Annotated in this window: 24 protein-coding genes and 1 pseudogene; 8 read left to right on the top strand and 17 right to left on the bottom strand. The window is 37.7% G+C overall.

The window, feature by feature from the left end:
• Positions 1 to 141: 141 nt before the first annotated feature.
• From BLV37_RS00110 to BLV37_RS14900, 5 genes are all read right to left on the bottom strand, one after another.
• Positions 142 to 552, bottom strand: a complete 411-nt coding sequence (locus BLV37_RS00110) for a DUF3879 family protein (protein WP_208975158.1) — start codon at positions 550 to 552, stop codon at positions 142 to 144.
• A gap of 656 nt (positions 553 to 1,208) precedes the next feature.
• Entirely contained in the window at positions 1,209 to 1,691 is a 483-nt protein-coding gene (locus tag BLV37_RS00105) for a hypothetical protein (RefSeq protein ID WP_091725523.1), read from the bottom strand.
• Positions 1,692 to 1,759: 68 nt separating this feature from the next.
• Positions 1,760 to 2,176, bottom strand: coding sequence for a hypothetical protein (locus BLV37_RS00100; protein WP_091725520.1), 417 nt, complete (start codon positions 2,174 to 2,176; stop codon positions 1,760 to 1,762).
• A gap of 74 nt (positions 2,177 to 2,250) precedes the next feature.
• Positions 2,251 to 2,727: a hypothetical protein gene (locus BLV37_RS00095; protein ID WP_091725517.1), complete on the bottom strand. Its 477-nt coding sequence runs from the start codon at positions 2,725 to 2,727 to the stop codon at positions 2,251 to 2,253.
• A 265-nt stretch (positions 2,728 to 2,992) separates the two neighbouring features.
• On the bottom strand, positions 2,993 to 3,139 hold the full coding sequence (locus BLV37_RS14900) for a hypothetical protein (RefSeq protein ID WP_176967795.1): 147 nt from the start codon (positions 3,137 to 3,139) through the stop codon (positions 2,993 to 2,995).
• Positions 3,140 to 3,381: 242 nt separating this feature from the next.
• Between BLV37_RS14900 and BLV37_RS15370 the strand changes: the two genes are divergently transcribed.
• The 8 genes from BLV37_RS15370 (at position 3,382) to BLV37_RS00060 (ending at position 11,928) form a co-directional block, all read left to right on the top strand.
• Positions 3,382 to 4,785 carry a LuxR C-terminal-related transcriptional regulator gene (locus tag BLV37_RS15370; RefSeq protein ID WP_091725514.1) on the top strand — a complete coding sequence of 468 codons (1,404 nt, stop codon included), beginning with the start codon at positions 3,382 to 3,384 and terminating at the stop codon, positions 4,783 to 4,785.
• Positions 4,786 to 4,927: 142 nt separating this feature from the next.
• A complete protein-coding gene (locus BLV37_RS00085; protein WP_091725512.1) occupies positions 4,928 to 5,437 on the top strand; it encodes a hypothetical protein in 510 nt (169 codons plus the stop codon).
• A 36-nt stretch (positions 5,438 to 5,473) separates the two neighbouring features.
• Positions 5,474 to 7,108: a hypothetical protein gene (locus BLV37_RS00080; protein WP_091725509.1), complete on the top strand. Its 1,635-nt coding sequence runs from the start codon at positions 5,474 to 5,476 to the stop codon at positions 7,106 to 7,108.
• Positions 7,109 to 7,197: 89 nt separating this feature from the next.
• Positions 7,198 to 7,749 carry a DUF4352 domain-containing protein gene (locus BLV37_RS00075; RefSeq protein WP_091725506.1) on the top strand — a complete coding sequence of 184 codons (552 nt, stop codon included), beginning with the start codon at positions 7,198 to 7,200 and terminating at the stop codon, positions 7,747 to 7,749.
• Positions 7,750 to 7,773: 24 nt separating this feature from the next.
• Positions 7,774 to 9,912, top strand: a complete 2,139-nt coding sequence (locus BLV37_RS00070) for a hypothetical protein (protein ID WP_091725503.1) — start codon at positions 7,774 to 7,776, stop codon at positions 9,910 to 9,912.
• On the top strand, positions 9,887 to 10,291 hold the full coding sequence (locus tag BLV37_RS14765; protein ID WP_176967794.1) for a hypothetical protein: 405 nt from the start codon (positions 9,887 to 9,889) through the stop codon (positions 10,289 to 10,291). Before BLV37_RS00070 ends, BLV37_RS14765 begins: the two co-directional genes overlap by 26 nt.
• A gap of 13 nt (positions 10,292 to 10,304) precedes the next feature.
• Entirely contained in the window at positions 10,305 to 11,546 is a 1,242-nt protein-coding gene (locus BLV37_RS00065) for a zinc ribbon domain-containing protein (protein WP_091725501.1), read from the top strand.
• 19 nt (positions 11,547 to 11,565) lie between these two features.
• Positions 11,566 to 11,928, top strand: a complete 363-nt coding sequence (locus BLV37_RS00060; RefSeq protein ID WP_091725497.1) for a zinc-ribbon domain-containing protein — start codon at positions 11,566 to 11,568, stop codon at positions 11,926 to 11,928.
• 161 nt (positions 11,929 to 12,089) lie between these two features.
• On the opposite strand, the gene BLV37_RS15215 is transcribed toward BLV37_RS00060, so the two are convergent.
• From BLV37_RS15215 to phaZ, 12 genes and pseudogenes are all read right to left on the bottom strand, one after another.
• Entirely contained in the window at positions 12,090 to 12,350 is a 261-nt protein-coding gene (locus BLV37_RS15215; protein WP_244270418.1) for a DEAD/DEAH box helicase family protein, read from the bottom strand.
• Between the two features lie 171 nt (positions 12,351 to 12,521).
• Positions 12,522 to 12,707: pseudogene (locus BLV37_RS15210) on the bottom strand (type I restriction endonuclease); the annotation flags it as partial.
• A 2-nt stretch (positions 12,708 to 12,709) separates the two neighbouring features.
• A complete protein-coding gene (locus BLV37_RS00050; protein ID WP_091725491.1) occupies positions 12,710 to 12,913 on the bottom strand; it encodes a hypothetical protein in 204 nt (67 codons plus the stop codon).
• A 389-nt stretch (positions 12,914 to 13,302) separates the two neighbouring features.
• Positions 13,303 to 14,328 carry a class I SAM-dependent methyltransferase gene (locus tag BLV37_RS00045; protein WP_091725487.1) on the bottom strand — a complete coding sequence of 342 codons (1,026 nt, stop codon included), beginning with the start codon at positions 14,326 to 14,328 and terminating at the stop codon, positions 13,303 to 13,305.
• Positions 14,329 to 14,358: 30 nt separating this feature from the next.
• Complete coding sequence (locus BLV37_RS00040; RefSeq protein ID WP_091725485.1) at positions 14,359 to 14,919, bottom strand: GNAT family N-acetyltransferase; 561 nt, start codon at positions 14,917 to 14,919, stop codon at positions 14,359 to 14,361.
• Between the two features lie 190 nt (positions 14,920 to 15,109).
• Complete coding sequence (locus BLV37_RS00035; RefSeq protein ID WP_091725482.1) at positions 15,110 to 15,379, bottom strand: CD3324 family protein; 270 nt, start codon at positions 15,377 to 15,379, stop codon at positions 15,110 to 15,112.
• 314 nt (positions 15,380 to 15,693) lie between these two features.
• Positions 15,694 to 16,302 carry a DUF3298 and DUF4163 domain-containing protein gene (locus BLV37_RS00030; RefSeq protein ID WP_091725479.1) on the bottom strand — a complete coding sequence of 203 codons (609 nt, stop codon included), beginning with the start codon at positions 16,300 to 16,302 and terminating at the stop codon, positions 15,694 to 15,696.
• 80 nt (positions 16,303 to 16,382) lie between these two features.
• Positions 16,383 to 18,194 (bottom strand): oligoendopeptidase F, encoded by a 1,812-nt coding sequence (pepF, locus tag BLV37_RS00025; protein ID WP_091725477.1) that lies wholly within the window; start codon positions 18,192 to 18,194, stop codon positions 16,383 to 16,385.
• An 80-nt stretch (positions 18,195 to 18,274) separates the two neighbouring features.
• On the bottom strand, positions 18,275 to 19,150 hold the full coding sequence (locus tag BLV37_RS00020; RefSeq protein WP_091725474.1) for a cell division protein FtsX: 876 nt from the start codon (positions 19,148 to 19,150) through the stop codon (positions 18,275 to 18,277).
• Positions 19,143 to 19,817: a cell division ATP-binding protein FtsE gene (locus tag BLV37_RS00015; RefSeq protein ID WP_091725472.1), complete on the bottom strand. Its 675-nt coding sequence runs from the start codon at positions 19,815 to 19,817 to the stop codon at positions 19,143 to 19,145. Before BLV37_RS00015 ends, BLV37_RS00020 begins: the two co-directional genes overlap by 8 nt.
• A 16-nt stretch (positions 19,818 to 19,833) precedes the next feature.
• Positions 19,834 to 20,685, bottom strand: coding sequence for a coiled-coil domain-containing protein (locus BLV37_RS00010; protein WP_425287111.1), 852 nt, complete (start codon positions 20,683 to 20,685; stop codon positions 19,834 to 19,836).
• 387 nt (positions 20,686 to 21,072) lie between these two features.
• Positions 21,073 to 21,966 carry an intracellular short-chain-length polyhydroxyalkanoate depolymerase gene (gene phaZ / locus BLV37_RS00005; protein ID WP_091725468.1) on the bottom strand — a complete coding sequence of 298 codons (894 nt, stop codon included), beginning with the start codon at positions 21,964 to 21,966 and terminating at the stop codon, positions 21,073 to 21,075.
• Between the last annotated feature and the right edge of the window lie 120 nt (positions 21,967 to 22,086).

Genomic DNA, 22,086 nt, shown 5'->3' with positions numbered 1-22,086 from the left:
AACTGCTATTTTTTGTTACCTTATTTTATAGGGTTGTTCGCAATATATAAATTATGTTCATCAATTAACACTTACATTTTTAAGGGTACTTTTGGGGAATAATAATACTTCTTCATATTAATAAATTCATATTAATAAATATTATACTCTTTTATCAAATCCAGTATATGAAAAGTAATTTTTGAAAATACTTGGGTCAAAAGGTTCTCCATGTTTCCATGTCGGATTGTGTTCCCTCACAATATCAACTAACTTTTGAGCTTCTCCTGTTTTAATTTGCGTCAAGGTCCACATAGTTGAGGCACGTTTATCCACAGGTAAGGTTTGAGCGTGCTTTTTAATAAATTCGTTAAAGTTCTCACTCTCATCATTTACCATACCAAAACCATTAATAAAATTTCTTCTCGTCTGCTGAATGACCTTTTCTTTTATGTCATCTGAAACTTCCACTATCTTTTTCCAATCACTTCGCCCAGTAATATCCATACCAGGTTCAATAAATTTACTTGGATCAAAATTTTTCGGATTAGATATTTTATCTGCTTGTTTCATTGTCTTAATCCACATAGATAATGGCTGTCCTCCAATTCGCATATTGATCATACCTCTCTTATATTATTAACTGATTTTTTTATCTATAACTATTGCTAGTAAAGTTTACTCTATATAAATATTTGTTAATACATATAATTTACTGTCATTCGTGCAGTTGCAGTTGAAACTGTTCCAGTAGTAACAATTTAAACTTGCCAAGTCCCATAAAGATCTACTCCATTGCCTGTAACTGACTTCGATGAAAGATTCCATGAAGAAGATGGACTTTCAAATAGTGAGCTCATTTTGCACAATGATCCTCAAACTTAAGTATATTTACTATATATATCGGTTATTATATACATTCCTTTAATTTTATACTAATTACTCTAAGTAATGCGCGAAATATATCTGTTTAAAGTTCCTGAAACCCTTGATACTAAAGCATTTATGCGCCCTGTCACTATTATGACACGTTCCCCTGTAGCATGGTAAATGTATGTATTACTTTTAGTTTATTCAATAGATGGTTTTATTCTTTTCTTCCTTATATGCCATCTCTTTCTATTTTCTTAAATTTAAAAATCGGCTAGGATTTTTAGTCTGATATGAACCGCTAAGATTTGTTATTTTATTAAATTAACTTGTATAATATAAAATATATAGATTTAGGCTTAAAATTCGAAAATATAATTTAAATATGTTTTTTCAGTTCCAAAAGAATTACCCACTTCATTTGTTATTACCCTATACCTTGTTTTTTCCAATTCCGCTTTAGAATAATTACCTGTTGGCATTTCAATATAATAACCATTATTTGAACCATATCCATATAAATATGCAACAGGTGCATCATCTTTTACAAACAAGATATTTATCATATTTTCATTAACTGTTTCTTGAAGAACACGAGATTTAAATCCAATCTGCTTTTCCATTTCATCTTTAGACTGGTAAGGTTCAAAAATATATACTTTATCATAGTCGAAATTAAATAGTTCCCCAGCTGTCCCAGAGGCATCTGAAGCACCATTTAATAGTTTCTCAGTCAAATATCTATTATTTTTATTAAGCTCTGAATTCCACCTGATAAAGACAAATGTTGATATTAAGACAAGCAGGAAAAATGATATTTTAAATATGTTTTTATTTTTCATTAATAATCATCCCTTCTAGTTCTATTTACTCAGCTATTATTTCCCACAAATGTTCACTAACTTATTTTCTATTCTATATCTTCATCCAAAATCCAAGTTAACTTGATTCCAGATATTTCTATTAATAAATATGGTAATTTCATTTTAGGATTAGGACAAGGATTGTTTATTTCACTTCCTTTTAAAATTCTTACTTCAAGTTCTTCTAAGTTTAATATTAAGATATCCTTATCTATCCTACCTTTAACTGGATAATACGATATATATTGCATTTCATTGTTTATTTTATCATATTCTAATGGCATAGCTTCTAAGGGGAAATCCACACATAAACCAAAATCCTCCAATAATTTGGAGGTTTTAATATATTTAACTTTAAAAGTTTTATAATAATTCCTGCAATAAGCACAATCACATTGGCTTTCATATCTAAACTTATATTCTTTAGTAGTATTATAATCAAAATTTATATCTAATCCGTACATATCTTTCTAACCCCCTAATTTGAATTTACTAATATACATTATGTTTCCCAGAATAAATATGACTTAATGATAATTTAATTATTTTTATATTTTAATCTTTTATATTTTAACCCAAGCCCCATAAGTAGTGTTGGGATTAGGTTAGTAGCTAGTGATAATATTGGTATATTGGGTAATCCAAAAAGGAAATCTATTAAAACAAATGGTGTATAGTAAATATTTACTAAAATCCATGGTCCACTTAGTTCTTTCGGTATTACTTCAATTAAATTTACTCTAGTTTTTGAAAATATATAAAACCATAAAACAATACCAATTATCCCAACAAAGATACCTACAAAGAAATCATATTTTTGGTTTGCATCCCTATCTAATAATGTACCAGAGAAGATATAAGCCAATATAAACATAGATCCAATAAATACTCTGCTTATAATATTAGTAGTATATTTGCCAGTTTTAGGTCCTGTTGCAACAAAGATAACTAGGAATATAAATGATAATGCTACAATAATAAAATGCATTAATAATGCTTTGAAATTATTTTTCATACTTTCCTCCCCTTTGGATATGACCGGTTGATTCATATTACAACATTTATTTGCTTATACATAACTATTATTCTCTTCTCATGCACTTCTTACAACAATTATACCTTAATTACTCTAAGCAATGCATGAATCATATTAACTAAAGTTCCTGAAACCCTTGATCTTAAAGCATTTATGCACCCTGTCACTATTATGACACGTTCCCCAGTTGCCATATCTATAGTAAAATCAAGTTTTTTAGACTAAGAATTTGCTCAAGTCTATTTTATAATTGTATATTTCTAACATTTTCTAACATATCTTCTTTTGCCAAAAACACCTTACTGCTAACTCTAGAGTCTATCTGGGTAATTCTCTGCTGTGCAGCATAGTTTTCAACAATAAATGTTCCATTTTTTAACTTATCTTTCAATTATATCATAAATAAATACTACGCAATATTACTTAAAACAACAAATATTAACTATCATTTTGACATTATTGTGCTATTGTAATTATTTAATAACAATCAATTAGGATATTTGTTCGAATTTACTAAAATGAGGTGGCTTCTATGTCTGCATCCAAGGTGGGAAAGCCCTGGCGTTTCAAAACTGCTGATATAGACGAATGGGTTAAAAAAGGCGGAGCCTCCGATGAGCGGGAGGTTATAAAATGAACAGACATAAATTGTTAAATTCCCGGAGACTCTCTGTTGCGGCATTTTCGTTTTCTTTTGCCTATCTGCTCTCTTTCCTATTTGAGGGTCAGGTGCTGTATAGCCTGCTGGATTTGCATGAGGCAAACGCCATATTGACTACCATGATCGCACATTTTGCAGGGCTTTTCACCTGCGGTTTGTTTGTCAAGTCTCAGGTGACCGCCAAAACCATGATGCTCGGTGGCATGGGCTTATGCTTAGCCACCACTATCCCATTCTTTTTTCATCTCCCCGCTCTATGGTTGGGTGGACTGATTGTCAGCGGATACTTTAGCGGCTGCGCAGTGGCAGCATGGGGATTTTTCCTTAGAGCCTTTACTCCCAAAAACAGGCGCATTAAATCCTGCGCCGACTTTCTGATTTATTCTAATCTGTTGATGATTGCAGTCAACGTAGTTGCCATGAACAGGTCAACCTTTATCGGTCTAAGCCTTACTATGCTTTGCCTTATGATCGGTATGGTCTTCATTTGGGTACTGCCGGTGGAGCAGGAGAATGAGCAGAACAAAACATTTAAAAACAAGACGATTGGTGGCATTAAAAACCCACTATTATTGCTATGTATTTTTGTCTTTATCATCACAATTAATTCCGGATTGATGTATCATGTCATCAACCCTACTTTTGAGCATTTAACGGGACTGGTAAGCTGGTATTGGGCCGTGCCTTATATTGTGGCGCTTGCTATTATGCGCAACCTACCTATGAAAGCAAAGCGTTCCAGAATTTTGTATATCGGAATGGCAATGATTATAGGAGCGTTCATCAACTTTATTCTATTAGGGCGAAACACTTTCAGCTATCTGATTGTGGATACGCTGATGCTCAGTGCTTGCGGTATTTTTGATCTGTTTTGGTGGAGCATCCTTGGAGAAATGCTGGATTATAGCGACAACCCGGCACAAACCTTTGGCATTGGGCTTTCCGTAAATGTATTCGGCGTGCTTTGTGGAGGCGTCTTGGGAATGGCCGTAACATCCATTGGACTTCCAAGTGCAGAGGTTGCGGTGATTGCCCTTACTGTGGTTTGTGTTACACTGGTCATTCTGCCACCGTTAAACTACCAGCTTGTTTTACTGCTGAAAAGCCATGCCTACCTTGCCACCTATGGCAATATGAGTCAGCCAAAGCAAACGGACATTGTTCGTCAAATTAAAACTCTTTACCCACTGACAGTTCGGGAGGAGGAGGTATTGCAGCTCATCCTTTCCGGCAAATCCAACCGTGAGATTGCCGGGGCTTTGTTCATCAGTGAGAGTACTGTAAAAACACATGTAAGGAACATTTTTTCAAAATATGATGTCGGTAGTCGGGCAGAACTCATCAGCACCCTGCTGAAGAATCAAAGGGTTGGATAATTCATAAAATCATATAAATACAGGGTTTAACTAGCCTCTCATACTTTAGTATGAGAGGCTTTTTTCTGCAAATTCATCCTTTCGAACGATGCTTTTTAAAGATTTTTTCCTTAAAATCTATATTATAGGAGGTATGGTGTAAATGAAATTAATCCGAAAACGACGCAATGGATATGCCTTATTGTTCGCAGCCAGTATTTGTTTGGCGGTGTGGCTCGGTATGGCATTCGTGTTAGAAGTGGTTTTCGCCTTTGGAGCTATCAGCCTTATCTCTCTCCTGTTATTGGTGAGGCAGAGCCGTCTGCTCTATGACGCAACACTCATTTGGGATAATCGCATCCTTGCGGTGCCATCTGCTCTCGTCTCCATGCCGGGCCGCCAAATGAAAAAGGACACCGTGGAAACCGTGATATCTACCTTTGGTATCCTCATCGGCAGTGAAATTTACCGGTGGGGTCTCGATGGGGTACATGGCGTGCGGCTGCACACCGCCCATATTGATCAGGAACGGATGTACCTGACCTTTGGCGACGCGGCCCAGACCATGCGGGTAGAGTTGCTGCACGGAATGACTCAAAAGCAGGCGCTGCTGGATGCCGCTCAAAAGCTGCTTCATGAAACTGGCGTAACGGCAGACATCACCGGATGGTAACACAAGAAGCAAAATATAAACATTGGAGGTAATGCAATGAAAAAGTATGTGTCTTTATTTCTGGCGCTTATTATGATTTTCACCCTTGCAAGCTGCGGCGGTAGAACAGATGAAAACACCACGGTATCCCTTCCCGCAGTAGCCGCAGAACGCGCCGCCGTGGAACAGGCGGGCGCGATAGCGACTCAGCAGTACATCATCGCCCGGCTCAAAACTGAGGTGCTGATTGAGTATGACATTGAAAACGGCAGTATTGACGAGCTGAAAGCCATGACTGACGACACGCTGGAGGCATGGCGGCTCTGTGAGCTGGCCAGTGTCCAAGCAGCGGAATTGGCAGATTATGCTCAAAGTCTGCGCAGCTCCGCGTCTACGCAGGCGGCAACCATGTTCTATACATCATCAAGCCCTGCGAGGATTGGGCTATTTACTATGGTGGCCTACGCAGCTGAGGAAAACGCCGCTGTAAAATGGGCAAAGGAGCTGACCGAAAAATACGACTCCTACCCCGCGGGGCAAAAGGTCAAGCAGCTTTCGGAAAACCTTGGAACCGATGCAAAAAATGCCTTTGCCCAGCTTAAAATGGCGCAGGCTATTTTAGAAGGTGCGGCTTATAACGATGAAGCCGATACAATTCAGAAGTACGAAAATGCGGCGATGGCGACAAAGACCGCTTGTAAAACAGGACTATATATTGGTGGCGTCATCGCCAGTGGAGGTACAGCCACGGGCATTTTAGAGGCAGGAGGCATGGTCATCAGTGGCGTTGATACCATAGTGGACATCGCTTCCACCGGCAGCACCATCATCCTTGGCGAAAACAACAAAGTGACAATGGCAGCCAACGACCTCAAGGATATTGTGGGCCCCATCGCATCCATCGCCGGAGGGGTCAACGTGTTCAGCGGAGACTCAATCAAGGCAGGAATAAAGGCCGGTGCGGAGTTTTCAAAACAGATGGGATCTTTGGATAAGCTCAACTATATCGGGGAGAGCGTACTAGATTTAGTCAGCGAGGGAAAGATACTTGGCGGCACGATTACCGTGGGCGATGATGGCGAGACCACCGTAACCATGACCGAGATCAGCACAGAAGGAAAAACCCCCGATGAGGTGGCAAAGGAATTAAAGGAAGTGGGTCTGCCCGTGCCGGAGGAAGGAGAGCCTAAGACCGCCGCAGAGCTGGCAGAGGAAATAGAGGAAGAATACTATTACACCGAAGAAGAGCTGAACGAGGTCATAGAAAATCTGCGAAATCTGCTCTACGAGATGTTCTTGGATTCCGAGGAAGAACCCATGGAAACGCCTCCTGCCGAAGAACCGACCGAGGAATCTACCGCTCCACCGGCCGAGGCAATCGGTGGGCTTTCCATAGATGAGATCGTGGGGACGTATGATATTGTACTATCGAATGATGATGGGGATACGGAAGAAATCCAAAATGTTTACAGCAAAAATGAAAATGGTCAGCTTGTTCTCAATGGCGGTGCTATGGACTACGATCCTATAACTGGTACTTCAACCTATACTCATACATTTGATGATGGCGATTATATAACACAGACGCTTGTGTTTTCTTCCGAAAATGGCAGAATAAGTATTTCGGGCACCATACTTGCCGTTGGAAAAGGTACGGCGACGACCTATATAAAAGGCACCAAAATTGATTAGGGCAAGGCTCACACCGTCATGTCAAATGATTTTAAGAGGAGGCTTCTCTTATGAAAAAGAAATAAATTATATTTTTATCATTGGTACTTATGTTCACCTTAGCTGCTTGCGGTGAAAAAAACGGCGGTAAATCAACGCCCGAAAGCCCCCCACCCGCCGAATCAGGCAATGCTCCCTCCGGCGAGGCGGGAGCGGATGAAAACAGGTATTACGGTATCGGAGAAGCAGCCGAGGCAAACGGGATTTCCATCACTATTGACGTGGCGGAGCCTTTCGATTATACAGGTATGCTTTCAAGGCCGAAGGACGGATTTGAATATGTGAAGGTCTGGTTTACCTTCACAAATGTCTCCGGCGAACCGATAGATTCCCCGAACAAGAAGGATATCTATATTATCTACGAGGAAGGGCCCACCGGGGACGACAGCGACATGACCTCGGAAGAAAATTCACAGGTGATGTCGGATGTGGCCGACAGGAACCAGCGGTATATGAAGGACATAGAGCTTGCCCCTGGCGAATCCACCAGCGGCTGGATGGTCTATCAGCGGCAGACCGACAAAAGCGAGGTCACCATGCACTATTACTCCGGCTTTGTCAACGTCGCGCCGGATTTGAGGTTCAGCTTTGCGGTTGAGTAAGCCGACAGAAAGGAGCTTTGCGCAATGAAACGAAAAATATTATCTATTCTGCTTGTAGCCGTCATGCTGCTGTCCGCTATAGCAGGCCTTGTAGGATGTGGAAAAAGTAATTTTGCCTCAACCAAAATTGCTTCGGACAAAGGAGCAGAAATCGGGAATCTGAAAAAGGACGGCTGGATAGTATCGGTTCCTGCTGGAGCTTTTGACGGGGATGTAAGTGTCATCGTGGCGAAAGCCTCCGAGAGTGAAGACGCTTTGCTCACTACTCCCATCGATATCAGCGTTGAGGGCATGGAACAGGTGCGGCTGAACCGGCCGGTGAAAATCACCATGAAGCTTGATAAGAAAAACATCCCCGATGCCGAGAGCTTTGACCGAATGGTCATGGCATATTGGAACGGCAGCGAATGGGAGCCGATTATCCCCGACCCTGTTCGCCTGTCCGAGGGATATTTGGAATTTGAAACATGGCATTTTTCATCATACAGTGGCAAGTTGATGAACAGAGAAGAACAAATCAAGCTTTACGCTCACAAAATGGCGGTGGATTCTGTCAGCAACGAAGTGAAAGATCCAACTTATATCGAAAAGATAAAAGCAGTGTGCAATGATTATTTTGATGGAGTTGGGCTTTATGCCGGTGAAACACGAGAAATTATTATTGACCGTGCTTTGGAGATGAACATTATTCCGACAACGCAAGAGCTTGCGGCAAAAGGTGATATAGAGGCATTAACCTATGAATGTGGAAAGATTCTTGCCGAAGCCACAGTTGATATGGTTCAAGAAAATCCTTTGGTTAAAGAGAGCCTAATGGAGGGCTTAGGCAAATTGGGCACACTCACCGAAGGCGCAGAGGCTCTTTATAATGGGGATTATAAAACAGCTGTGGTGGAGTTCACCGATTTAGGCGTTACCCTGTTTGGCGGTGCTGCTGGCGGCGCAGTGACTGCGATTAAATCCATAGGAGATTTAAGCAAGGCAGCGGTAGAGCAAGGTATTATGGCGTGGAAAGATTATGAGATGGAATGTGCTTACAAGTCGTATGCAGGGCTTGCAAAGGAAGGCGCTTACGGATATACGCTTAACTCCGGTGACTGGGAAACGCTTAAAATCCAGATGCGTGGGTATTACAACCGCCTTTTAAGCGAAAAGAAGGAAGCCTGGCGCAGACTTCACGGAAAAGACAGCCTGACTAATGCTGAAATCAAAATGCTGGAAGACTATGTGGAAGCCGATCTAAAGGAACAATTCGACAAAAGGCTGGCAAATGAGAATCTGATTGAAGCCAAGGCTACGGAATATGAGAAGATCATTGGGAGCTTTAAGGATGCCAACCTGCTCAACCGCCTTGAAAACGGATATAAATATGACATGACTATTGAGCAGAGGTTGAAGTCGCTATTTACCATTCGACAAGTCATTTTGAAAATGGTAGGCGAGGATATATCCGTTTTCGGAAGTGAAAAAAACCGTGAAGATAATTTGAGTATGGCAATAGCCATGTGGCTGGGCTACGGTAAGGACAGAACCAAATTTTATGACTGGATGCGCGAACAAGGTTATCTTAAAAAGGCGGGAGCGGTGACTGAGGGGTATTGGCTGCTTGTCAGAAGCTTTGATAACAAGTATGAAACAAGCGCAGCTGACGATTCCTATTCAGAATCATGGAGTGGTGGCAGCGGAAGCTACACATATCGATGCAAAACAACATTTGATTACAGTTACTCCGGTAGCACCCACGATAATTGCAAGGGCGAATTTGTTGAGAATATAGGAACCGCAAGCAGCCCAAATGGACGGTATTCGGGAGGAGAGCCGGTTACCTTGGATTTGAGTATCAAGGCAAACACATCAAGCAACATTTGCTTCCATCTTGGGGCGTCTTTGGGGGCCGCTATTACGCCTATCAACCATGACGATCCCTTTGTCTCATACGGTACGGACACATCTCTTTATGATATTACTGAAAAGCACACAAAATCATATATTTGGACCGAAAAAAACGATACCAACACCGGCTACACGGGTATGCGAGTCACGGTTGGCGGCACGATGCCCGCAGGGTCAGCCGATGGCGATAAGGTATATATTGTGGTCGGGTTTACCGGTGGTAATCAAATAATTGCAACAGCTTATGAGTATGAATGGCATATCAAATAATAGCCCGCGAAAACGAATACTTCTGCGGATTTCATCCGTACTGATGTTACTTGCCGCCCTACCCATGCTGCTGTGGTGCCTGGGTCTTATTGACAATGCGGCACTGGACTACACCTACGCCGGAGCGGGTTGCTTCGCGGCTGGAATAGCGTACATCTTTTCTATGGTGACGGCCATCGCGGGCCTGGCCTTTGCAGAGCGGCTCCACCGACATCGCTGGTGCCGGACGCTTGGCTATATCCAACTGGTGGCGGGAGTGTTGCTGGTATATTCGCTTCGCTCCTATGCCACGATCACGTTACCGCCGCTTTTCCTATCGACCGTCCTGTATTTGGTCGGCGTGGGCTGGCGCGAAAAGCGGGATTGCGAACAACAATGAAAGGAGCGTTGAGATGTCAAAGAAGAAAAAGAGCAAAAACATCCCCCTGCCCATCCTCATCCTGATTTACGCCGTGCTGCTGTTTGCCATGTATTTGAGCCTATCTACGCTGGCTCTGGCGATATGGGGCGACAGCGTAATGGGTACGGTGGACAGCTATGACAGCCGTCGGGACGATACGACCGCACAGGAAAATCGCTCCCAGACCATTTCCAAGGGCTATTGGTTTGTGGTAAGTGGCAAGGAGTATCGGGGCTATGTGATGTACCAAAGCGACGAGGCGTGGCCAAGCCTTACCGAGGGCGAAACGCGCTCCGAGCGCATCCGCTACCTTGGCCTTTTCCCATACGTCAACAAGCCCTCCGCGTTGTGCGAATTTGATGAGATGGGCGAGGTGGCGATCATTTACCATATCCTCGCTCCCATCGGTTACCTGCTTTTGCTGCTAATTGTCATACGCACAGCCAGAGGCGGGAAAAAGAAGAAACTAGCGGCGAGGAAACCCGTCGCGCCTCAAATAATCGAAGCAAGGAGTGATACGGATATGTTTTGTTATAACTGCGGAGACAAGCTACCGGAAGGCGCTGAATTTTGCACCGGCTGCGGCAAGGCGGTGAATTTGAGAACGCCGGAGCCAATGGAGGTAAGCCAAGCGGCATCTTCCGATCCCTCACAGGGCGACGCGGGACTGGTCGGCTTTTCCGACAGGTGTAATTCGCCGGAAATACTGGCCGCCGCACAAAAAAACAAGAAATCCTCTATTGGCTGTATGTGGATATTGTTTTTCGTGCCGCTCATCGGCTTTCCCGTCGCCGGTCTGCTGATGGACGATTTCCCGTTTGGAGAATCCCTTGTCATCGGTGTTGGCATTTCTCTTGTCATGCTGGTCGTTAATCTGCTGACGTTGCGAAAAACCAATCAGCCCATGTGGGAGGGCGTGGTCGTCAATAAGTACAGCAAGGAGAAAAGCGAGCATAGGGGCGGCAAGGACGACAACTGGCGAACCTATACGGAATATAACACGATCATCAACACCGATGCAGGCAAGAAAAAGACCATCGTGGAAAAGGACAGTAACAGGCATATGTACGACTATCTGGATATAGGCGACAAGGTGCGTTTTCATCCGAAGTTCGGTACATATGAGAAATATGATAAATCGAAAGATCGCATCATCTACTGCAACGTGTGTTCTATGATGAATCCTATACAGAATGATCGCTGCAAGAGATGCAATAATTTGTTATTTAAATAAAGAAGGAGGTAGATTTCCAATGGAACAATTCAATACATTGCTGGAGGCAGCGGAATGTGCCGTAACACGATGCAAAAGCTTCCGTTTTGCCACTTCCAATGATAGCTACGAGGTAAAAGACTTGCTGGTGCTTGCCGAGACAAGCGACAATGAAGATCCCATCGACGAGGACAGCTTTTATGTGGTATCGCCCGCCGGAGCCATCGGTTTATGCGAGGATGGTAAGGACATCGACTGGCTGTTTCTGACAGTCTCCAGTACAGATGAGAATTTACCCACCACGCTTCAGACTACTTCACAAATCAATTTTTGCTCTAAATGTGGAAACAGGGTTATTCTGGGTACTCGCTTTTGTGGAACCTGCGGCAAAAAAATTAATTAAAAACATGGGAGAATCATTATAGACCAGTGCTACTTGATATTTATGTTAGGTAAAAAACAAACCTAACATAAATATCAAGTGTTAATTTTCTTTCTCCAATTAAATAGAAATACTAACTTCTCTAATCATGCACTGTTTACAACAATTAAATCCTAATTACTCTAAGCAATGCACGAAATATATTTATTTAAAGTTACTGAAACCCTTGATTTAATAACCCAAACTGCACCCATCACTATTATGACACGTTCCCCAGTTGCCATGGAGATTAAAATATTTTCTTTCCCATCAGCCATAGCATCTTCTATTGCTTTAATAGCATTAATTTGATATTTACGAAGATTAAGGCCCTTAGGGTCAGTTAAATATTCAAAAGTTTCCTCTTCAAGGCTCTTTGTAGATAATTCTATATCCTTGTCCAATAACTCCTTAAGTCCCCTAGGGGTATACCATGATTGCAAAGCCTTCGGATGATTTGTAGAATTTCTAGAATCTAAAAACCATATTCCTGACTTTTCTTCTAGCTGTTTTAAGTATTTCCTTCCATTAGTAGCAAATAGAAAAGGAACCTTGTACTCTCCCCATGTATTAATAATATATTCTTTATGTTCTTCTTTAATCTTCTTTGCATATTCCTTACAATCTTCTATATCTGCAGAAATATCCTTGCTGCCTCTTTTAGCTTCTATAAGGGCAACAAGCTCTAACCCAACAAATAAAGCATAGTCAGCCCTACCACTTTTCCTAGAGCCAATTGAATCTGTAGGCCATTCTGCTATTGCTAAGTTCTTATTCTTTTGTGGCCTTGTACCATTGGAATATCTGAGTATCTTTGTATCTGCTTCCCAACCATTAACTCTGCAAACATACCTAATTTTATTAAGCTTGTATTTGAATCCTGATAAATGTTTTTTTCAGCTAATTTCCCCAAATCAGCTAGCATAGGCCATCTTTGTTCTAGAAATTGAAAATTGCTTTGAAACATTTTTTCACCCCTTAGAAACCCTACTCATATTTATTTCCTATCGCCTTATTTGTATTACATTCATTGTAACCTTATTTAATGTAATTTTCAAATAAAAAGGATAGAGTATGATATATTTGCCGTACATACTTTACCCCTCCAAAATAATAAGGATTGACGCAGAATTCACTACACCAATCCTATTCTAGTATCCTTATAAATTTTTACTGCAATTGTACTGCGACTACATTATCACCCAGCGGTATAGTACATATATGAAAATCTCTGGACCAGAAGAACTTATTATCAACCTTTGTTATAGTAAATACCTAGCTTGTGGGATTTAATGTGTATAAAAAAGCAAGAAACTATTTTACTGTTCCTTGCTTTTTTATTTCATGGTTTTAGCTTTATTTAATTGCAGTTATCATAGGGTCTAAATCTAGTGGTGCCTTTAATCCTGATACTATTTTTACTGCTCTTTTGATTTCCCTATCAACAGAAACAAGGTCTTTTGGTCTATCTGCATCTGTAAATTGGTCAAATAGCTTTGCCGCTGCTAAAGCTCCGCTATATGTTGGAGACACTTCATTAAAACCAACTTCCTTTAACCAAGACATTAAGGTATTGCCAGAAGGATGAATTGTTTTGCAAGCTTGAAAATTGACAATAACAGGCTTTATTTCTTCTAAAAAAGGAATCGTAATCTGTTTAAAATTAATTTTATTATCTAAAGATAACATGTTTATTAATTTTTCCTTTGACATAGAAACAGTTAAGCCATATTGAATGACACACTCATTAATTAAATCTCTGTTAAACAATATTATTTTGAATGTGTTTTCGTTTAGACCTGCTATCCAGAAATCTTTTTCTTGTCCATCCTTGTATCTGTTTAAAGCCTCGTAATTTATTCTTATGCTACATCCAGGCTTTAGAACTCGGTATAGCTCTTCAATTGTTTTTTTAGGTTCTGGTGTTTGCTCAATAGATGATGCTGCCATTATACCGTCAAAGCTATTATCCTCAAAAGGTAGCTTTGTTCCAGATATATAACTTACAAATCTTGTATTATCAAGCTTCATCCTCCTAGCATTTTCTGTACATACCTTTACTCTCTTTTCAGATGAATCTATTCCTATTACTTCCTTAGCATAGGGAGCGATTATCAGTGAAGGCCATCCATCTCCTGGCCCAAAATCTAGAAGTTTTTTTCCTTCTCCGCCTGTTGAATATAAATAGTCATAAAGAGCTCCCCTATCTACCCAATGATGTTTTTTTGTAGCATCAAAGGGCTGGTATATTATAGGTAAACAATATCCTGATTGAGATTCCATCTCATTATATATGAACTCCTCTGAAGTGCAAAAACTTGGCTTTAATTTCGTTTCTATCCAATTAAAAATATCTTTATTTGAAATAGTTTGATTTTTCATTGATATTAAATAACCTCCGTAATTTTCCTTTTATTTATTAAATCTATCTTCCCATTCGCTTCTTAAAATTCCCATCTTTATTCTGTCATAAAATATTCCTTTAACTTTACAGCCCTTTCTTATTCTTCCTTCCATTTGAAAGCCTAGCTTTTCTCCTAGTCTAATCATTCCTTTGTTTCCTGACCATGTTCCAAATCCTATTCTTGCAAATTCTCTTTCTTTAAAAAGGTAATCTATCCACAATGTTAATACTTCTTTTCCTATTCCCTTTCCCCAATAATAGTCATCGGCAATGTCTATGCCTATTTCTGTCATATGCGGATCACAAGTATCATGATAAACATTTACCCAGCCAATATGTATATAGTTTTTAGTTTCTATCTCTAAAAATCTATATGGTGGTTTTCTTTCTCCAGTTAGCCACCTCTTTCTGCTCTCAATGACTGCACTTAAATCCTCATCATACCATGGACCGTCAAATTCCCATGCTTTTAAATCTGAAATGTTCCACCTCTCATAATTATCTATATCTGAATCTATGGTCTCTCTAAGATTTAATAATTCTCCTTCTATTTTAAATGTTTCTAGCATTTTTTCCTCCTAGAACTAATAGTATTTTCACAATCTTTATATTAAAAAATAATGGATGCAGTTGCATCCATTATTTTTTAGTTTATGCTAAAAGCACCTCTATTTTCACTTATATCATCCCCTTCCTTTAGTTCTAACCGGTCAATTATATTTTCTCATTTATTATGTGAAAATCATAGGAAGAGAATAATTATAATTGTTTTTTACCATATACGATCTTTTTAATTGTTTCTTCACTTAAATAGTAGCTTTGAGCTATTTCTTTGATAGGCATACCACTTTTAAACGATTGAAATATTTTCATGTTTCTTTTTTCTAAGGATTTTCTTGAGCCATTCAAATAACCCCAACCAACCCTTGGGCTCTTTTTAGGTATATAGATTAATCCACCATCAATATACTTCTGAACCTCTTTTAGAAGGTGAGCTGGTAATACTTCTGCTCCTTTTTTGTAACTCAAATAATAGTACCTCCTGTAATAAAGTATTAGATTTGTAGATACGAAGTGTATCTTTCATCATAATACTCACCCCCTTAATAAAATAGTTCTGAATAAATTATATCTTTAACTTTTATAGTTAAGATACTATATATATTAGCTCATTTATTGAATTTTTGCCACATTTAAATTGTATATATAACTACATTATATAGTATATATTATTGAGAATATAGACTGAATAGATATGAAAAGGGCATAAAACATATTAGTAAAATGTTTTATGCCCTTTAGAACTGCAGGGATACTATTTATTCTTCATCAGATAAATAATATTATACTCCCATCATTTTATCAAGAGGTCCATCTGTATTGATAATATCCTCTAGTTCATAAATAGGTATTGGAAAGTATGGGAATCCTGCTACATATGGAGTAATTTCATAAAGCTGGAAGAAAATTATTAAGCTATTATCCACTATATAATAGTCTTGATCCGGGCTTATGCCTTTGAACTCATCTAATAACATAATTCCTCTTTCCTCTATTTGCTCTTCAACTATTTTAGATATTCTTTCAATATAGTTACTATTTGGTTTAAATAAATCTTTTAATGCATACACCTTTCCCGTAGATACATCCATATTTAACCCTTTGATAATTGTCATAGGATGTGCACCACCAAAATCTCCTAATTGACCTAATGTAAGACTTAAGAAGTCTCTTTGATTAGCCTTTAGTTCATAGGAACCAGTGATATAAGTTACTAGATCTGGCCGTCTTAACTCGGCTGCAATATTAAGCATCAAGCTATATATTTCATCGTTTATTCTTCTTTGTGCTTCTGAATTCCTTAGACCATAAACCATTGGATAAAGAATGTCTGTAGTAGGAATATAATATCTACAGGTATAAATCATAACAGGTAGATATCTAAAGTCCATATTATCACTCTCCTAACTTTCTTAACCATTTAATTACTAATAGATTATGAAAATTAGGTTTATTGGTTCCTAAGAGTTTTCTAGCCTCTTTCTATTTCATCCGTAAGCTTTATAATCTCATCTATTAAACTACCTATATATTCTATAGTTTCTAGCAAAGGTTTATCTGTAGTTATATCTACGCCCGCCATTTTAGCTAGCTCTACTGGTGTTTTCGTTCCCCCAGCCTTTAGCACTTCCTTCCAATCATCTATGGCACTTTCATCACCATTTAATATTCTTTGACTTACTTGAGTTGCTACTGTAAGACCTGCACTATATGTATACGGATAAAGTCCCATATAATAATGGGGCTGTCTTATCCAAGTCAGTTCTGCACCACTATTGATAGTTACGGCATCACCCCAGAATTTTTCAAGTACATCCTTTTTGATTTCACTAAGTTTATTAGCGTGAACACTGCCACCTTCATCAATAATTTTATAGACTTCTCTTTGGTATGCTGCTTCTAATAAATGTGTTACAAAGTTATGGTAATAGGTATTGCTAACCATTGAAGATAATACCCATCTTTTAAATCTAGGATCATCTTGTTGCTTAATTAAATAATTACTTAGTAGCATTTCATTTATTGTAGAAGGTGCCTCAATGAAATAAAGTGATGGAGATTCATTAAATAAATTATTATGCTTTTGAGATAGCATAAAATGTCCTGCATGGCCTAACTCATGAACTAAAGTAAATACTTCGCTCATAAGTCCATTCCAAGAAAGCAAAATATAGGCGTGAACTCCATAAGGTGTTGCACAAAATCCACCAGTTGACTTCCCTATATTTTGGGCAAAGTCCACCCATCTTTCATCATAGGCCCTCATTACTAAATCTAAATACTCTTTACCCATAACTGATAATGCACCTTTAATATACTTCTTAGATTCTTCTATAGTAACCTTTGGATCATATTCTGGATCTATAGACACTTTTAGGTCTGCAAAAGTCATCTCATCTAAACCGTATATTCTTTTAATAAGCTTTGCATATTTTCTCATATGTGGTGCTAATTTTTCCATTATTACATCGATTTGTCTATTATAAAGCTCTCTATCTACCTTTTGATCAAATAGTAAATAGTCAAATACTGAATCAAATTTCCTCATAGTTGATATGATTTTCTCTTTTTGAACTTGAGTTTGATATGCAATAGCTATAGTATTCTGATATTCTTTAATCTTATTTGAAAATGCATCAAATGCTCTTCTTCTTATTTCAGTATCTTTTTCTCCTTGATATGTGTTTTCAAATAACACAAAACTAAGAGGATGTTCTTCTCCCTTTGCTTCAAAGCTTCCAAAGTCCATATCAGCTAACTTTGCTTGACTATACACATTTTCAGGTGACTGTAGTACTGGTGATAAGCTAGCGATAGCTTTCTCCACTTCTGGATGTAAGGTGTGAGGCTTACTTCTTTTTATATCTTCAAGATATATTTTATATTTTTCTGTTTTATTTATGGCCTGATCCAATATATTATCCTCTTTTTCCTTTAGTTCACTTTCTATAAAAGTCAATCTACTAATAACTTCTGAAAGTATCATGTCGTTCTTCATTGCTCTAGTTTGATTGTCTGAATTTGTTTGATCTACGGCCATAGCTAGGTAGCTATAAGTATTTGTTAGATATCCTTTTATAATTACATCTTCATATTCTTCTATACATTCTAAAATAGTATTCGGGTCAATTAGCTTATCCTTATACTTACTTTCCATCTCCTTAGACTTTTCAACAATTTCGGTTAATGTCTTTTCATACTCTTCATTGGTTTTGAATATATGGGATAAATCCCATGTTAAAGATAGGTCTATTTCACTTCTAGGTTTTAATTCCTTACTCATGCTTATCACCCTTCTTTCTTTATATTTATATAGCTAATTTATGCTTTTAAAGCAGTAACTCCTCAGCCTTTTAAAATAAATTATTTTTGTTTTGCTGACTTGATTCCAAAAATACTCCCAAATAAACCAATGACTAAGCATAGAATTATTGTAAAAATAGGAATTGCTTTATACAAACTATCTAAGGCTGGTAATGGAATAAAAGGTAATGGTCCTGCTATCTGAAGATAAACATATTTAAGTGTTATGGTCCCCATTACTGTGGCTAATATCCCCGCTCCCAAAGTAAGAATCAGTCCTACCATAATAAATGGTAATACTATAAAAGACTCTGGAGCACCTAAAAGTCTCAAGGTATTAATCTCTTCCTTGTTATTGTATATTCCCTGCCTAATAATATGGGAGGTAATGACTAGAGTAGACACCCCTACCGCTGCTACTACTAAGCTTCCCAACAAATTAACTATATTTGAAATGCTTTTAAGCCTATTTAATACATTCCTGTTATCTCTTACATACTCAACCCTATCTATCAATTCTACTTTATTGACAATAGAATCTACTTTATCTATATCTATTCCTGCTTCTATAAAAGAGTTAAATGGGTTTTTATCAAATAGCTCTAGTACACTAGCATCTTTTCCCATAATTTTTTCCATTCTATTGTATGCCTCTTCTTGGCTAACCATTGTTACATCATTTATTCCACCTATGGCTTTTATTTCTTCTATTAGTTGATTTAATTTGGTTTCTTCTAAGTCCTCATCATAATAAATACTTATTTCAGCCTCTTCTTGAATAAGAGTTACCATTTGACTACTAAGCCAGCCTCCAGAAATAACCATTAGTAGGATGAAAAATATAAATCCCATGCTAAAAACCGAAAGAATATTAGAGAAAAAATTCAACTTAATAATTGTTCTTGTTTCTTTTAAAAAATAGCCTAAGTTATTCATATGCCATCCTTTCCATCACAATATTGCCTTTGTCAATGCGAATCATTACTCCATCTTCAATATTTTCAATTAAATGAGTAGCATGGGTTGTAATAATCACCGTTGTATTATTGTCTTTAAACGAAGACAGAAGCTCTAAAATATTTAATGCATTTTCCTTATCTAAGTTTCCTGTTGGCTCATCTGCGATTATAAGTGCTGGTTTTCTAGCTACTGCCCTTGCTATGGCTACTCTTTGACACTCCCCCCAGGATAAGTTGTCTACAAGTGCATTTGTCTTATGAGACAGTCCTACTTTCTCCAGTGCTTCTTTTGCTCTTTCTTTCATTTGATTTGATGATAACTTTAAAAATCTCATACCAATAATAACATTATCTATTACCTTTCTTCCTTTAAGCAGCTTAAAGTCTTGAAATATAGGACCAATATCCCTTCGTATTTTTCTAATTTCTAATGCATTTTCTTTTTTCATAGTCCTCCCTAAAACCCTTAGGTGTCCAGAGGTTGGATATTCCATTCCCATCAACAGTTTTAAAAAGCTTGTCTTACCTGAACCGCTAGGCCCTGTAATATAGACTACTTGTCCTGAATCGATTTGTATGTTTACATCTTTTAAGGCCATAGTTCCATCAGGATATGTTAAAGATAAATCTTTTACTTGGATCAATTTTTCCCACCTCCAATTAAAATAATACTGGGGTAATTTTCAGTTCTATATTCTCCTCATTAATTTTAATTGACTTAATAATATTTTTACCTAATATTGGTTTTAAATCTAATTCTAAGTAGCCTTCTTTAAATAATTCTTCTATTGCACTACTTTCAAGTGGCATTTCAAAAAAGGTACCTTTATCCACTTCAAATACAAGCTTTTGTCCGTCCAAAACAACAAACGTACCTGATAAACTAAGTCTTTTATCTGGCATTTGTACAGTCATTCTATCAGATGAAAAACCAAATTCCATCTTTGTAGGAAATTCTTGACTACGGATAATTTCATTAAAGGTTTTCTCTTTTATGACTCCCTTAATAGAAAATAATGATAATTCTATTTCTATTGCATCAGGTGGTATGTCAGCTTCCACCATCATTCGGGAGAAGGCCTTTACAGTTTCAGAAAACAATGGCTTTATTCCAGACCAGAGCTTATTGATATTTGATAAATATTCTTCATATTTTTGTTGCTCTCCTTCTAAGGATACAAGATAGGCTTCTAAATCATTCTTAAGTCTAATTTTGTTCTCTATGGCCTCAGTTAGTTTTCTTTGTTGTTCTTCAATAAGTGCAAGTTTGTCAGAAAGCTTAGCTTTCTCTAAAGCTAATTTTTCTTTACTCTCTTTGATGGCTTCTAAAAGCTTGCTAGTATTCTTTGAAATATCACCTAGTATATTAATTCTTTCTATTAGTGTTGTTAGACTATCTGAGCTTAAGATTAGCTCAACATAAGAACCTGGTCCGTTTTTCTGATACGCTTTTAATACCTTTTCCAAGACACTTAGATTTTTTTCATACTTTTGTGTTTCAACTTGAATCATTTTTTCTAGCTTTGTTACTTCTTCGTTCAGCTCAGATATTTCTTTTGAGAGTTTTGTATTTAATGTATCCATCTCTTCTATTTCTTGGCTTAATAGAAAAAGTCTTTCTAAAATTTTTTTCTCTTCCTCAGTAATACTGGATATTTTTTCTTGTACCTCCAGTAAAGTTTCATCCTCATTAGCCGTATATATTGCTGTCATACCAATATTAGTAAAAGAAGACCCTAAGATTAATATGAATACTAATCCAAAACATAATAAATATTTTTTATAATGCCTAATATCCATTAACATACCTCCGTTAAAGGTAAGATTAAGCTAAGCACTTCTTATTAAATGGAAGTGCTTAGCACTACTATATTATTTCATTTGTTTGACAATAATTTCTTAATTCATAAAATCTAAAATCAGATTCATGAATCTATCTAAATCATCTGTCATGGGTGAATGTCCCCCATTGTCTAATAACTCAAGTCTTGCTTTTTCACCTATTCCTTCTGCTATTCCAATACCCATATTCATAGGAACTACTATATCCTCTTTCCCTTGAATTACCAATGTTGGTGCTTTTATTTTATGTACTCCCCCAGAGCCTTCTACTACTCCATTATGTTCATCTGAAATATTAAAATGGACTAATGAATAATCTATGTCTACTAAATTTCTTTGTTTTAGCATTTCATCAATATAAGCCTCATATCTTTCTTCTTCAGGCTTCCCAAAAACATATATTAATGCATCCCAAGTTGCCCTAAGCATATTTCTATCTTTATTTTCATATGCACTTAAAATAGGTACCACCTGAATAGGATCTTTAGCTATCTCTTCTTTTGTATTTAAAAACTCCCCAATAATAGGCTGACCATTTACATCCTTTTTGAATATTGGATAGCCTTTTATGCCCACAGATTCTACTAGTATTAACTTCTCAACATGTTCAGGATAATCTATAGAGAAATGCATAGCTACTCCACCGCCAGTAGACCAACCTGCCAGATAAAAATTCTTAAGCCCTATAGCATCTACAAAAAGCTTAAGATCTTCTGAAAGGTCTTTTAGTGAGTTTATAGGAGTATTATAGCTTGATACACCAAATCCTCTCATGTCTATAGCATATGTTGTGTAGTCACTAGGCAAGTTTTCCATAACTAAGTCCCAATGCTTAGATGAAGACATATTTCCATGAACTAGTACTAATACTTTGTTACCTTCCCCTGATTTCCTGTAGCCATAAGTTTCTCCGTTTGAAAGCTTAACAGAATTTAGAGTAATTTCTGACATATTAATCCCCCTTTTATTTTTTTAAAATAGCTCGTTGTAAAACTCTACAACTCGCATAAACACTACATCTTTATTATATTGAAATGGCTGGATTCCCCCATTTTGGGTATATATACATTG

The organism is Proteiniborus ethanoligenes, assembly GCF_900107485.1.
GTDB classification, from domain to species: domain Bacteria; phylum Bacillota; class Clostridia; order Tissierellales; family Proteiniboraceae; genus Proteiniborus; species Proteiniborus ethanoligenes.
This window is presented reverse-complemented; position numbering and strand designations above follow the sequence as displayed.